The following is a 13,458-nucleotide window of genomic DNA, read 5'->3' on the forward strand; positions in this document are numbered from 1 at the left end:
GGGGTCGGGCCCGCTCCGCTCCCGGCCGCCTCGCGCGGCGCCGCGCCGCCTCGGTTCCGGGGCCCGCGGCACGGGCACCGGGCCTGCGGTGCCCTCTCCGCCGTCATCGGACACGGGCCACGCCCCCCTCGGTCACGTCGAAGCGGCTCCCCGCCAGCTCCTCCGGCACGTCGTCGGGGACCGCGGCGGTGATCAGCACCTGCTCGGCCGGGGCGACCATCTCGGCCAGGCGGCGTCTGCGCCTGTTGTCCAGCTCGGCGAAGACGTCGTCCAGGATCAGGACCGGGTCGCCGCCGTCGGCCCTGAGCAGGTCGTAGGCGGCCAGCCTGAGCGCCAGCGCGAACGACCACGACTCGCCGTGGCTGGCGTAGCCGCGCGCGGGAAGCTCGCCCAGGCCGAGGAACAGGTCGTCGCGGTGCGGCCCGACGAGGGTCACACCCCGTTCGAGCTCGGAGGCGCGGACCTCCAGCAGACAGGCCCGCAGCCGCTCCGCCAGCTCCGCGCGGTCGGTCCCGGCGTCCGGGGGCAGGGTGCCGCGATACTCCAGCCCGGCGGGGGCGGAGTCGGGCGCGAGGGAGGCGTACGAGGCGGCGACCAGCGGGCGCAGCGTCTCGACCAGCTCCAGCCTGGCCGCGAGCAGCTCGGCGCCGTGCGTGGCCAGGTGGGCGTCCCAGACCTCCAGGGTGCTCAGCGGGTCTCCCGCCCCCGCCTCGGCGAACGCCGCCTCGCTCTCGGCCCGCCGGGTGCTCCTGCCCCGGCCCCGCCGGGCCTGCGCGGCGGTGCGCAGCAGGGCCCCGCGCTGCTTGAGCACCCGGTCGTAGTCGGCGCGCACCCCCGCGAACCTGGGCGTCCTGGCGACCAGGAGGTCGTCGAGGAACCGGCGCCGCTCGGAGGGGTCGCCCTTGACCATCGCGAGGTCCTCGGGGGCGAACAGGACCGTGCGCAGCAGCCCGACGACGTCGCGGGGACGGGAGACGGGCGAGCGGTTCAGCCTGGCCCGGTTGGCCCTGCCCGGGTTGATCTCCAGCTCGATCAGCGCGCGCCGGTCGTCGCGCACCACCGACGAGCGGACGATCGCCCGCGCCGCGCCCTGCCTGACCAGCGGCCCGTCGTTGGCGACCCGGTGGCTGGCCTGCGTCGCCACGTAACCCAGCGCCTCGACCAGGTTGGTCTTCCCCATGCCGTTGGGCCCGACGAAGGCCGTGACCCCCGGCTCCATGCCGAGGTCGACGGTTTCGTAGGACCGGAAGTCGGTCAGGGAGAGATGGGCGACATGCACCCCAGGAAGATTAGTCGGCCCCGTCCGCCACCGGGGCCTCCCGCGTCCGTACGGCTCGCGCCCTGTGGAAAAGGTATGACGCGAGCCGCAGGGGGACGGCGGGCTATCCGGCCGTCTCGACCGGGGGCGTGACGTCGGCGCCGGGGGAGTCGGCGCCCTTCTCGGCCGCGCCCGCCTTGGAGGTGACCGCGTGGCCGCCGAACTGGTTGCGCAGGGCCGCGACGACCTTCATCGCCGGTGAGTCGTCCTGGCGGGAGGCGAACCTGGCGTACAGGGCGGCGGTGATGACCGGCAGCGGGACCGCGTGCTCGACGGCGGCCTGCACCGCCCAGCGGCCCTCGCCCGAGTCCTGGGCGTAGCCCTCCAGCTCGGAGAGGGACGGGTCCTCGTCGAGCGCGCGGACCATCAGGTCGAGCAGCCAGGAGCGGATGACCGTGCCCTGCCGCCAGCTCTTGAAGGAGCCGGCCACGTCGGTCACGATGTCGGAGGCCTCGAGCAGCTCCCAGCCCTCGGCGAAGGCCTGCATCATGCCGTACTCGATGCCGTTGTGGACCATCTTGGCGAAGTGGCCGGCGCCGACCGTGCCGGCGTGGACGAAACCGTCCTCACCCTCGGGCTTGAGGGTCTCGAAGACCGGCATCACCCGCTCGACGTCGGCCTTCTCGCCGCCGACCATGAGGGCGTAGCCGTTCTGCAGCCCCCAGACGCCGCCGCTCACGCCGCAGTCGACGAAGCCGATGCCCTTGGCGGCGAGCTCGGCGCCGTGCTTCTGGTCGTCGACGTAGTGCGAGTTGCCGCCGTCGACGAGGATGTCGCCGGGTGACAGCAGGTCGCCGAGCGCCTTGACCGTCGCCCGGGTCGGGTCGCCCGAGGGCACCATCACCCACACGGTGCGCGGCGCCTGGAGCCGCTCCACCAGCTCCTCCAGGCCGGAGACGTCACTGACCGCCGGATCGCGGTCGTAACCGACGACGTCGTGGCCTCCGCGGCGCAGACGCTCGGCCATGTTGCCGCCCATCTTGCCCAGCCCGACCATGCCGATCTGCATACGAGCACCCCCTTCAGGGTTTCATCATTCACCTACGCCAGGCGTGCCCGCGCGAGCCTTACCAGCTCGGCGTTCCCGCTGACGGGATCACCCACAGGGCTGTGGAGGACGTCCTCCAGGCCGATGCGCGTGGCGAGTCCAGACTGCCCCGCCTCGTCCAGGAGAATCCAGGTCGGGTCCCCCTCACCGTGGAGCAGCCTCGTGCCGGGGACGCCGAGCTCGGCGAGACGGCCCAGGACGGCCCGCGCCCGGGAGAGGGCGGTGCCGGCGGGACCGCCGATGATCTCGACGAGCACCCGCGCGCATTCGAGGCCGGTCGCGGCGAGCGCCTCGGCGTCCTCCACCGACCAGACCCCGGCCTCCACCTGCACCCCGAGCCGTCGCAGATCATGCCACAGGGCCTCGAAGCCGGGCTCGGAGAGGTTCGCCGAGGCGAAGTCGGGCAGCTCGCCGGGGGAGAGCGCGGCCCAGCCGCGGACGGCGTCGCGCCGCGCGTCCACGTCCCAGCCGGTTATCCACAGCCCTGTGCTCACCCCGACGGGAAGCCCGGGGCACGCCTCGCGCACGGCGCGTACGGCCGCCCCGATGTGGGCGGCGCTGAGCGACTCGCTGCCCGCCTCGTCGCGCGGATGCATGTGAACGGCGTCCGCACCCGCCCCACGCGCCCCACGGGCCGCCTCAGCGAGCTCCAGGGGGGTCAGGGGGACGGCCGGGTGGTCGCCGGGCCTCCTGGCGCCGTTCAGGCACGCCTTGAGCCACGTCGCCCCCCGCGCGGTCTCGCCGTGCGTCCCGCCGCGTGTCTGGGCGGCCCTGTGGACGGCCGTTCCCGCCGCGGGGCCGCGGTCGGGGACGGCCTCCGCGCCCGCCGCGAGAGGACCGGCCACGAGTTCGCCGCCGGCATCGGTCACCGCACCTGCCGCGAGATCGCTTTCCGGGGCCGGCGCGGGATCCCCCGGGAAAGCGGGATCCCCCGGGGAACTCGCCGGGGGATCCGCCGCGCCGGGCCGTCGCGGGGCCGCCATCAGCTGGACAGGCGGATGGGCATGATCAGGTAGCGGTAGTCGGGGACGCCGCCGTCGTCCGAGGGCTTGCCTCCGGTGAGGATGGCGGGCTTGGTGGACGTGGTCATCTGCAGGCGGGCCACGTCGGAGTCGATCGCGCCGAGCCCCTCCAGCAGGAACTGGTGGTTGAAGGCGATGTTGATGTCGTCGCCCTCGAACTCGACGGGGAGCACCTCGACCGCCTGGGCCTCGTCGCCGCTGCCCGCCTCCAGGACGACCTCGTCGCCGCGGAAGGCCAGCCGTACCGGCGTGTTGCGCTCGGCGACCAGGGCGACGCGCTTGACGGCCTCGACGAAGGCGGCCGTCGGCAGCTCGGCGCGGGCGGAGAACTCCGTCGGCAGCAGCGAGCGGTACTTGGGGAACTCGGGGTCGAGCAGCCGGGTGGTGGTGCGGCGTCCCGCGCTGGAGAAGCCGATCATGCCCTCGCCGGTGCCGCCCGCGGAGCTCATCGCGATCTCGACCTCGGCGCCGGTGCCGCCCAGGGCCTTGGCCGTGTCGGCGAGGGTCCGGCCCGGGATCATCGCGATCGCCGAGAAGTCGGGCTGGCCCGGCTGCCACTTCAGCTCCCGCACGGCGAGGCGGTAGCGGTCGGTCGCCGCGAGCGTGACCGTGTCGCCCTCGATCTCCACGCGCACGCCGGTGAGCATCGGCAGGGTGTCGTCCTTGCCCGCGGCCACGGCCACCTGGCCGACGGCCGAGGCGAACACGTCGCTGCCCACCCGTCCGGCGGCCGGGGGCATGGTCGGCAGGGAGGGGTAGTCCTCCACAGGCATGGTGAGAAGGGTGAACCGGGCGCTGCCGCAGGTGACGACCGCCTTGGCGCCCTCCACGACGAAATCCACAGGCTGCGCGGGGAGCGCCCTGGTGATCTCGGCGAGGAGCCTGCCGGAGACGAGCACCACGCCCGCCTCGCCCGTCTGCAGTTCGAGGGTCACCTCGGCGGAGACCTCGTAGTCGAAGCCCGAGAGCTTGAGCTGCCCGTTCTCCGTGACCTCAAGACGCATGCCGGCCAGCACCGGCACGGAGGGACGCGCCGGCAGGCTGCGCGCCGTCCATGCGACCGCCTCAGCGAGCACGTCTCGGTCGACCCGGAACATCACGTGGATCTGCCTCCTGTGTGTCGAGCGCCATCCGCTCGGTGCCTGGGGTTCAAGTGTTCACTGTCGCGCACCTGTGCTCCCTCGGAACCCTCTTATGGCTCTTGGGTTTCCTAGTTAGAGATACAAGTGGCCTTCGTATTAGGGGCTGTGGATACTGTGGAAAGCCCTTGTTTCCGCAGGTCAAGTGCTGTTTTTTCATCCACTGGGGCTGTGGGCGGAGACTGTGGACAACTCTTGGGGCTGGGGAGAACCTCGGAGTACACACAGGCCGTCCCCAGATTCGGTGCCCTCTGTCCCCAAGTTTTCCACGAGGTTTCCCCAGGTTATCCACGGGGTAGGAGGTCGTTTTGTCCTTGTGGAAAACTCTCCCCACAGGGCGTCCCCAGGTTATCCACGAGTTGTCCCCAGGTTGTCCCCAAGTTCTCCCCAGAGTTGTCCACATGCTCCGAATGCTGTTCGGACCAGCGGGTTTCCGGATGATCATGGTTCGGCGCCCCGGAGCCTCCCGGGCCCTCGCGAGCCGTTGATCCACAAGGTTTTCCACAGCCTGTGCATCACGGGGTGAAAAACCTCATCATCCGTTGCGGGACTGCTGCTTGATCCGGGTCGTCAGCTCGTTGACCTGGTTGTAGATCGAGCGTCGCTCGGCCATCAGGGAGCGGATCTTCCGGTCGGCGTGCATCACCGTGGTGTGGTCGCGGCCGCCGAACTGCTGGCCGATCTTCGGCAGCGACATGTCGGTCAGCTCCCTGCACAGATACATGGCGATCTGCCGGGCGGTCACCAGCACCCGCGAGCGCGACCCTCCGCACAGGTCGTCGATCGACAGGCCGAAGTACGCGGCGGTGGACGCCATGATCGTGGCGACCGTGATCTCGGAACCGGCGTCCTCGGTGATCAGGTCCTTGAGCACGACCTCGGTGAGCTGCAGGTCCACCGACTGCCGGTTCAGGCTCGCGAACGCGGTCACCCTGATCAGGGCGCCCTCCAGCTCGCGGATGTTGGTCGAGATGCGGCTCGCGATGTATTCGAGCACCTCGGGCGGCGCGGCCAGGCCCTCCTGGATCGCCTTCTTGCGCAGGATCGCGATCCGGGTCTCCAGCTCGGGCGGCTGGACGTCGGTGATCAGACCCCACTCGAACCGGTTGCGCAGCCGGTCCTCCAGCGTGACCAGCTGTTTCGGCGCCCGGTCGCTGGAGATGACGATCTGCTTGTTGGAGTTGTGCAGCGTGTTGAAGGTGTGGAAGAACTCCTCCTGCGTCTGCTCCTTGCCCTCCAAAAACTGGATGTCGTCCACCAGCAGGATGTCCACGGCCCGGTACCGGCCCCGGAAGTTGTCGGCCTTGTGGTCGCGGATGGAGTTGATGAAGTCGTTGGTGAACTCCTCCGAGCTCACGTATCTCACCCGCGCGCCGTCGTAGAGGCTCTGCGCGTAGTGGCCGATCGCGTGCAGCAGGTGGGTCTTGCCCAGGCCCGAGTCACCGTAGATGAACAGGGGGTTGTACGCCTTGGCCGGCGCCTCGGCCACCGCGACCGCCGCCGCGTGGGCGAACCGGTTGCTGGAGCCGATCACGAAGGTGTCGAAGGTGTACTTCGGGTTCAGCCGGGCCGGCTCCCCCTGTGTCCGGCTCCCGCGGCCGTCCCACCTGTTCTGCACGCCACCGGCGCCGCCCGCGGCGGGCACGGGGGGCGTGCCGCGGGCGAAGGAGTCGGGCTCGGGCCGCGGCGGTGACGGCTGCGGGGTGTAGCCGCGGCCGTATCCGGGGCTCTGCTCCCCCTGCGCGGGCGCCTGCGAGGGCTCCGCGGGGAGATAGGGCTGGGGAGACTCCTCGCCCTGCTGGTACGGGTAGGAGAACGGCTGAGCCTGTGGATAGTCGGTGGACGGCTGCGCGGGCTGGCCGCCCCCCGGATAGGGGTGCTGGAGCCCGGAACCCCCGTGGTGCTGGGGCGGAGCGGGCTGTGCATAACCCTGCCGGTCCCCGCCTGCCTGTGCATAACCCGGCGGCTGGGCCTGGGGATAAGCGTCCTGGCGGGAGGTGAGCCCGGACTCGGGGCCCGCCGCGCTGGGGTCGACCATGACCGCCACCCGCATCGGGCGGCCGAACTCCTGGGAGAGCGCCTGACTGATGAGCGGACGAAGCTTGTTCTCCAGGACATCCCTGGCGAAATCCGTGGGTGCGGCGAGCACCACGGTGTCGTTCATCAGGCCGAAGGGCCGGGTCATGTTGAGCCAGACCCGCTGCTGGGACGGGACGTTCTCGTTCAGGGAGTTCTCAAGGGCCCTCGCCCAGACCGCGCTGAGGTCCGTTCCGTCCATGGTCCGGCTCCCCTCCTCCCGACGCGGCCCCCGCTGGCCTACCGCGATCTGTTTATCCACAATGGTGGCCGCCGGGCGCACCGGATCTCGTCGTTGTCCACATGCCGGGAGTCCCGTGGCCCCTTCGTGGGCGCCATACGAAATCCACATCGAATCCACAGGCTGTGCACAGCCCGTTACCTGCGGTCCGACACGTCCTCGCAGCGGAGAGAGGGTCTGGAAGGGCCGACAGTAGCCCTGTCCACAGCTGTGTACAAGACGTTGTCCACAGCCTAGTGGCGTACGGGGGGGACGGAGCGCACATCCTGTGGACGGCGAGGCGCCGGTGGATAACGTGCCTGTGGAAACGTGGATAACCTGTGAGGGCGTGCTTGGGGAACCCTCTCCGGTTTGACCTGGGACACGTCTGACCCGTAACGTACGACGGTCGGCTTGCCACGCGGCGGCTATTTCGCATGCCCCGCATCCGGTAAGCCAGCCACTGTCGAGCGTCCCCATGTGCTGGGGATGCGTCTTGAGCCTGGAGCCCACTCGTGAGCAAGCGTACTTTCCAGCCGAACAACCGCCGTCGTGCGAAGACCCACGGCTTCCGGCTCCGCATGCGCACCCGCGCCGGCCGCGCCATCCTTGCCGCTCGCCGTCGCAAGGGCCGCGCCGAGATCTCCGCCTGACGCATCCGTTGCGCCCGGTTCGCCGGGCCTAGGCAGTAGCGCCCGTCGCCCGCCGGCAGCGATGCCGGCGGGCGACGGGCGTACCTGCCCAGGGTCGCCAAGATCTCTCGTGCTGCCGTCCGGGTCCCGCATGCGCCGGGGCGACGAGTTCGCAGGCGCGATCAGAAGGGGAAGCCGAGTAGGCCGTCCCACCCTGGTCGCGCACCTTGGCATGCGTTCTGACACGGACACTCCCCCCCTGGTCGGATTCGTGGTGAGCCGTGCCGTGGGAGGCGCGGTCATCAGAAATCGGGTTAAACGTCAGTTGAGACACCTCATGCGAGACCGTCTCGACCGGCTTCCGAGAGGTAGCCTGCTGGTGGTACGCGCCAATCCACCGGCCGCGTCCGCGCGAAGCGAGCGCATCGCCGCCGAACTCGACGTCGCGCTGGATCGTTTACTCAGGCGGCTGGAGCCCCCCGGGGCTCACATGGATGGGCGATGATGACGGCGCAGCAGACCGCTGGAATTTCTCCGGCTGCCAGGATCCTGATGGCTCCGATCCGGTTCTACCGGTCCTTCGTGGGCCCTCTGCTGGGTCCCCGTTGCCGCTTCCACCCCTCGTGCAGTGCCTACGGCCTCGAAGCCGTGGCCGTTCACGGCGCGCTGCGCGGCACATGGTTGACGATCCGGAGAATCGGGCGTTGCCACCCATTCCATCCCGGAGGCTTTGACCCGGTGCCCCCGCGCCCGGGCCGGTCCGACGAAACGCAAGGGAGCTAGCTCGGTGGAGCTGTCCTGGCTGAACTGGCTATACACAGCCGTCGCCCATGTAATCACCTGGATTCACCAGGGCTACAGCACCTTCATCCCGAAGGACAGCGGGCTCAACTGGGCGCTGACCATCATCACGCTCACCGTGCTGATGCGGCTGCTGATCTTTCCGCTCTTCCTCAAGCAGATGCGCTCGTCGAAGAAGATGCAGGAGCTGGCGCCCAAGGTCCAGGAGATCAGAAAGCGCTACAAGAACGACAAGCAGCGGATGAACCAGGAGGTCATGGCGCTGTACCAGGGGCAGGGGGCCAACCCGCTGGGTGGCTGCCTCCCGATCCTGGCGCAGTTCCCGATCTTCATCTCGATGTTCACCGTGCTGCAGGCCATGGCGAACAGCCCGGTGCCCAAGTTCGGCATGACCCAGCAGATGATGGACAGCGCCCGAGCGGCCCACATCTTCGGCGCGCCGATCCCGGCGACCTTCTTCACCGACTCGGCCGACATCATCAAGCTCGGTGCCGACCCGATCGTCACCAAGGTCGTGCTCGCCATCTTCGTGGCGGTCAGCTCGCTGACGACCTTCCTCACCGTCCGGCAGAGCGTGACCCGCTCGATGGCCCAGATGCCGGACAACCCGATGGCGCAGCAGCAGAAGATCCTGATGTACGTCTCGCCGCTGTTCGCCGTCTTCTCACTGAACTTCCCCCTCGGCCTGATCCTCTACTGGGTCACCACGAACCTCTGGACCCTCGGCCAGCAGCACTGGTTCTACAGCCGTAACCCCTCCCCGGTGGTCGACGCCAAGGGCAACGTCACGACTCCCGAGCCCAAGCCGAGCCTGCTGAGCAAGGTCAAGAAGACCGCCCCCGAGCCCGAGGCGCCGCCCGTGCCGGAGGCCAAGGTGATCCGACAGCAGCCCACCCGCCAGCCCCGCAGCAAGCGGACCGGTAGCAAGAAGTCCTGACGTCTCATCCCGACAGCACGAAGGAGTGGCCGGACGTGACCGAGGCCGAGGCCGAGAAGGAGCCCGCGAAGACGGCTCCCGATCTCGCCGCCCTGGAGCAGGAAGGCGAGATCGCGGCGGACTATGTCGAGGGTCTGCTCGACATCGCCGACATCGACGGTGACATCGACATGGATGTCGAAGGCGATCGCGCCGTGGTGTCGGTCGTCGATATCAAGGGCGGCGACCTGGTCGGCCCCAACGGCGAGGTGCTGGAGGCGATCCAGGAGCTGACCCGTCTGGCGGTCCACCGTCAGACGGGCGAACGGTCGCGCCTGATGCTCGACATCGGCGGCTACCGCGACCGCCGCCGGAGCGAGCTGAGCGAGCTCGGTACCAAGATCGCGGCGGACGTCAAGCGGAACGGCGAGCCCAAGTCGCTGCAGCCGATGACCCCGTTCGAGCGGAAGATCGTGCATGACGCCGTCGCCGCGGCGGGCCTGCGGAGCGAGTCCGAGGGCGAGGAGCCCCGCCGTTTCGTGGTGGTCCTTCCCGTCTAGCACCTCCCAGCGACGGCGCGAGCCGACAGAGGCCGCCGTCCCCGGCTCCCCGGGGACGGCGGCCTTTTCTCATGGGTGTTTCCGTGGCCCGGCTCCGTGGCCCGGCTCCGTGGTCCGGCTCCGTGGTCCGGCTCCGTGGTCCGGCTCCGTGGCCCGGCTCCGTGGCCCGGCTCCGTGATCCGCTTTCGTGCCCGTGCCGTACGGACACCGTCTGGGACCCCGCGTCCCGGGGGCCTTTGCCGGCCGGTGCCCCGGATCACCGCTTCGGGGTGCTCGGGGAGATCACGGCTCTCGTCCGGGAATCGCCCGATATCGGAGTGCGCGTCGCCTGATGTCGGAGCGCGCGTCGTGCGGCGCCGTGTCCCGGCGCCCTACGGCGGTGTCGCCACCCCGCGCTGTACGACGGCGCGGAGGCGGGCCGTTAGCCTTGAGATCGGCCTGACCCCGATATCTCCGAGGGAAGAGTGAGCATCGAGTGAGTGACCAGATCCCCGAACCGCCCGAGGTCGCGCGCGAGGTGTTCACCGGCGACGCCTGGGCCAGAGCGGAGGCTTTCGCGGAGCTGCTGGCCGGCCCCGGCGTGGTGCGCGGGCTGCTCGGCCCGCGGGAGGTGCCGCGCATCTGGGACCGCCACCTGCTCAACTGCGCGGTGATCGCCGAGGCCGTGCCCGCCGACGTGCGCCTGGTCGACATCGGTTCCGGAGCCGGCCTGCCGGGCCTCGTCCTGGCGATCGTACGGCCCGACATCACCGTCACCCTCCTGGAGCCGCTCCTTCGCCGGACGGTCTTCCTGGAGGAGTGCGTGGAGTCGCTGAAACTCGACAACGTCGAGGTGCTGCGCGGCCGGGCCGAGGAGTTCGCGGGCAGGCGGGAGTTCGACGTCGCCTCCGCCCGCGCGGTGGCGCCGCTCGACCGGCTGCTGAAATGGTCACTGCCCCTGCTGCGCGAGGGAGGCGAGTTGCTGGCGATGAAGGGCGAGCGCGCCGCGGAGGAACTGGCGGACGCCGAGCCGCAATTACGGGCGAGTGGGGTACAAACCGCGGAGCTTACATCGGTCGGGCACGGTAAGGTCGAGCCGCCCGCAACTCTCATCCGGGTGGTCGCCGGTCGAGCTCCCGAAGGAGCGCGGAAGGCCTCTCGCCGGAAGGATCGTGCCTCGCGAGGCAGGTAGTCGCGAGGCACCGGATAAACCGAGCAAAGCGAGTACGAGGCCAGTGAACGACCGTTCGAGTGCGATCGCCAGCGCGAGGAGCGGTCTCGGCTGGCCCGAGGTTCCCGCCGTTCTGCCCCATGGACGCCTTTCCGGTCTGGGCTGGCCGGCACCAGCACCCGGTGCCGTAGTCAGGCCGGTTGAAAGGAAGACGACCGTGACCCAGACCCCCCTTAATCCCGGCGACTCGCCGCTGGTACGAGAGGCACTCAGCTCAGTGGTTTCACGTGAAACATCGGCCCAGAAGACCGCCGCCGCTCCCGGAGGTTCCACCGGGGTCCGGGACGGGGACTGGCCCCGCCCTTCCAAGACCCGGATCTTCACCGTCGCCAACCAGAAGGGCGGCGTCGGCAAGACCACCACGTCGGTCAACCTGGCGGCGGCGCTGTCCATGCACGGCCAGCGGGTGCTCGTGGTCGACCTCGACCCCCAGGGAAACGCCTCGACGGCCCTCGCCGTCGAGCACCGCGGTGACGTGCCGGACATGTACAAGGTGCTCGTGGAGGACCTGCCGCTCGCGGAGGTCGTGAAGGAGGTCCCGGACATGCCGGGCCTCTACTGCGCTCCCGCCACGATCGACCTGGCCGGTGCCGAGATCGAACTGGTCTCCATGGTCGCGCGTGAGGCCCGCCTGCAGCGCGCGCTGGCCGCTTACGACGCCGTCGAGTTCGACTACATCCTCATCGACTGCCCTCCCTCGCTCGGCCTGCTCACGGTCAACGCGCTGATGGCCGCGAACGAGCTGCTGATCCCCATCCAGTGCGAGTACTACGCGCTGGAAGGTCTCGGCCAGCTGCTGAGGAACGTGGACCTGGTCCGCGCCCACCTGAACCCCACGCTCGACCTCTCCACCATCCTCATGACGATGTACGACGGGCGGACCCGCCTCGCCTCGCAGGTCGCCGACGAGGTCCGCTCCCACTTCGGCGCGACGGTGCTGAGCACGCTGATCCCCCGGAGCGTGCGTGTCTCCGAGGCGCCGAGTTACGGTCAGTCGGTGATGACGTACGACCCGGGCTCCAGCGGCGCGATGGCCTACATGGACGCCGCCCGCGAGATCGCCTACCGCGGCGCGGCCGTATGAGCACGGGGAACCCCGGGGCGGCGGCCACGGGCATGTCAGTGAGGGCGACACCTTGAGTCTCGGGAGGGGCAGTGAGTAAGCAGCCGAGAGGGCTGGGCAGGGGGCTGGGGGCGCTCATCCCGACGGGTCCGGCCGTCGTCGCGGAGCCGCCCGTGTCGATGACCGTGACCATGGTCGCCCCCGAGCCGGTGGTGGTGCCGGAACAGCCCGGCCCCCAGCCGGTCGCGGGCGCCTACTTCCTCGAGATCCCCGTCGACGACATCGCGCCCAACCCGCGTCAGCCTCGCGACATCTTCGACGACGAGGCTCTGAAGGAGCTGGCCGTCTCGATCGGTGAGGTCGGCCTGCTCCAGCCGATCGTGGTGCGCGCCACGGGTGACGGGCGCTACGAGCTGATCATGGGTGAGCGCCGCCTGCGCGCTTCCAAACTCGCCGGGCTCTCCGAGATCCCCGCGATCGTCCGGGAGACGCACGAGGACAAGCTCCTGCTCGACGCGCTCATCGAGAACCTCCAGCGCGAGCAGCTCAACGCCCTGGAGGAGGCGGCGGCCTACCAGCAGCTGCTCAGCGACTTCGGCGCGACCCACGAGCAGCTCGCCACCCGGATCGGCCGGTCCCGCTCGCACGTGACCAACACGGTGCGCCTGCTGAAGCTGCCGCCTTCGGTGCAGAGCAAGGTCGCGGCCGGGACGATCAGCGCGGGCCACGCCAGGGCCCTGCTCCGCCTGGACGATCCCGCCGCCCAGGAGCATCTCGCCAGCCGTATCACGGCCGAGCTGCTCTCGGTCCGCGCGGTCGAGGAGATCGTCGCCGTGGGCGACGCCAAGGCGGCCCCGGCACCGACTCCGCGCGCTCCCCGTGCGAAGCCCGACGAGGAGCCCGCCCTGCGGCATCTGGCCGACCGTCTCTCCGACCGCTTCGAGACCCGGGTGAAGGTCGACTTCGGCCGTCGCAAGGGACGCATCGTGGTGGAGTTCGCGACCATCGACGATCTGGAGCGCATCATCGGCACGATGGCCCCGGGCTCGCTGCAGGCGATGGAAGGATGATCACACCGGCCCCGGAGGCCCGGGAGAGCGATCCCGTGGCGCACTCGCCGGGCCGGTGAATCCTCCCCGAGGCCCCTTCCGGGATGGCTGCCTTCCGGGACGACCCCCGGCGGCCGACCTTCCCGGACGGTTCCCCGCCGACGAACGGCCTCCCTGTTTCACGTGAAACAGGGAGGCCGTTCGCGTTCTCCCCGACTCGCGTGCCTCCCGCCGCTTCCCGCCTCGGTCGCTCTTCCGGCTCCCTCCGCTTCGGTCATCCCGCGCTTCGCCCGCGACCCGCGCCCGTCGCCTCGCCTTCCTGCGGCCGCTTCCCCGCCCGTTCACGATCCTTTCCCGCGCGCCGCTCTCCCTGTCATTCACGCTTCTGCCCGTCGTCCCGTCGT

Annotated in this window: 13 protein-coding genes; 8 read left to right on the top strand and 5 right to left on the bottom strand. The window is 70.2% G+C overall.

Annotation, left to right across the window (positions count from 1 at the left end; genetic code table 11):
- Positions 1-103 precede the first annotated feature (103 nt).
- The 5 genes from recF to dnaA form a co-directional block, all read right to left on the bottom strand.
- A complete protein-coding gene (gene recF / locus ACFFRH_RS15290) occupies positions 104-1,279 on the bottom strand; it encodes a DNA replication/repair protein RecF (protein WP_344747959.1) in 1,176 nt (391 codons plus the stop codon).
- A gap of 103 nt (positions 1,280-1,382) precedes the next feature.
- Positions 1,383-2,327, bottom strand: coding sequence for a phosphogluconate dehydrogenase (NAD(+)-dependent, decarboxylating) (gene gnd, locus ACFFRH_RS15295; protein ID WP_344747958.1), 945 nt, complete (start codon positions 2,325-2,327; stop codon positions 1,383-1,385).
- A 32-nt stretch (positions 2,328-2,359) separates the two neighbouring features.
- Positions 2,360-3,235, bottom strand: a complete 876-nt coding sequence (locus ACFFRH_RS15300; RefSeq protein WP_344747957.1) for a 3-keto-5-aminohexanoate cleavage protein — start codon at positions 3,233-3,235, stop codon at positions 2,360-2,362.
- Positions 3,236-3,348: 113 nt separating this feature from the next.
- Positions 3,349-4,488, bottom strand: a complete 1,140-nt coding sequence (gene dnaN / locus ACFFRH_RS15305) for a DNA polymerase III subunit beta (RefSeq protein WP_344747956.1) — start codon at positions 4,486-4,488, stop codon at positions 3,349-3,351.
- Between the two features lie 574 nt (positions 4,489-5,062).
- Positions 5,063-7,303, bottom strand: a complete 2,241-nt coding sequence (dnaA, locus tag ACFFRH_RS15310) for a chromosomal replication initiator protein DnaA (protein WP_386157093.1) — start codon at positions 7,301-7,303, stop codon at positions 5,063-5,065.
- 35 nt (positions 7,304-7,338) lie between these two features.
- Between dnaA and rpmH the strand changes: the two genes are divergently transcribed.
- From rpmH to ACFFRH_RS15350, 8 genes are all read left to right on the top strand, one after another.
- Positions 7,339-7,476 carry a 50S ribosomal protein L34 gene (gene rpmH / locus ACFFRH_RS15315; RefSeq protein WP_329088117.1) on the top strand — a complete coding sequence of 46 codons (138 nt, stop codon included), beginning with the start codon at positions 7,339-7,341 and terminating at the stop codon, positions 7,474-7,476.
- Positions 7,477-7,537: 61 nt separating this feature from the next.
- Complete coding sequence (gene rnpA / locus ACFFRH_RS15320) at positions 7,538-7,960, top strand: ribonuclease P protein component (RefSeq protein ID WP_344744246.1); 423 nt, start codon at positions 7,538-7,540, stop codon at positions 7,958-7,960.
- Positions 7,957-8,238: a membrane protein insertion efficiency factor YidD gene (yidD, locus tag ACFFRH_RS15325; RefSeq protein WP_425581720.1), complete on the top strand. Its 282-nt coding sequence runs from the start codon at positions 7,957-7,959 to the stop codon at positions 8,236-8,238. The genes rnpA and yidD overlap by 4 nt, the downstream gene beginning before the upstream one ends.
- 4 nt (positions 8,239-8,242) lie before the next feature.
- Positions 8,243-9,193, top strand: a complete 951-nt coding sequence (yidC, locus tag ACFFRH_RS15330; RefSeq protein WP_344744244.1) for a membrane protein insertase YidC — start codon at positions 8,243-8,245, stop codon at positions 9,191-9,193.
- A 35-nt stretch (positions 9,194-9,228) separates the two neighbouring features.
- Positions 9,229-9,732 carry a Jag family protein gene (locus tag ACFFRH_RS15335; RefSeq protein WP_344744242.1) on the top strand — a complete coding sequence of 168 codons (504 nt, stop codon included), beginning with the start codon at positions 9,229-9,231 and terminating at the stop codon, positions 9,730-9,732.
- A 475-nt stretch (positions 9,733-10,207) separates the two neighbouring features.
- Entirely contained in the window at positions 10,208-10,903 is a 696-nt protein-coding gene (gene rsmG / locus ACFFRH_RS15340; RefSeq protein WP_344744240.1) for a 16S rRNA (guanine(527)-N(7))-methyltransferase RsmG, read from the top strand.
- A 196-nt stretch (positions 10,904-11,099) separates the two neighbouring features.
- The gene (locus ACFFRH_RS15345) at positions 11,100-12,026 is read left to right on the top strand and encodes a ParA family protein (protein WP_344744239.1); all 927 of its coding nucleotides are present in this window, start codon (positions 11,100-11,102) and stop codon (positions 12,024-12,026) included.
- Between the two features lie 71 nt (positions 12,027-12,097).
- Complete coding sequence (locus ACFFRH_RS15350; protein ID WP_344744237.1) at positions 12,098-13,075, top strand: ParB/RepB/Spo0J family partition protein; 978 nt, start codon at positions 12,098-12,100, stop codon at positions 13,073-13,075.
- Positions 13,076-13,458 lie beyond the last annotated feature (383 nt).

Origin of the sequence: Streptosporangium vulgare, from assembly GCF_042428775.1 — a bacterium.
Taxonomy (GTDB): Bacteria; Actinomycetota; Actinomycetes; order Streptosporangiales; family Streptosporangiaceae; genus Streptosporangium; species Streptosporangium vulgare.

Excerpts from the sequence above, each read along its gene's own strand:
- gnd (WP_344747958.1), bottom strand. The coding sequence starts at position 2,327 with ATGCAGATCGGCATGGTCGGGCTGGGCAAGATGGGCGGCAACATGGCC.
- dnaA (WP_386157093.1), bottom strand. The coding sequence starts at position 7,303 with ATGGGGACGCTCGACAGTGGCTGGCTTACCGGATGCGGGGCATGCGAA.
- rnpA (WP_344744246.1), top strand. The coding sequence starts at position 7,538 with ATGCCGGCGGGCGACGGGCGTACCTGCCCAGGGTCGCCAAGATCTCTC.
- yidD (WP_425581720.1), top strand. The coding sequence starts at position 7,957 with ATGATGACGGCGCAGCAGACCGCTGGAATTTCTCCGGCTGCCAGGATC.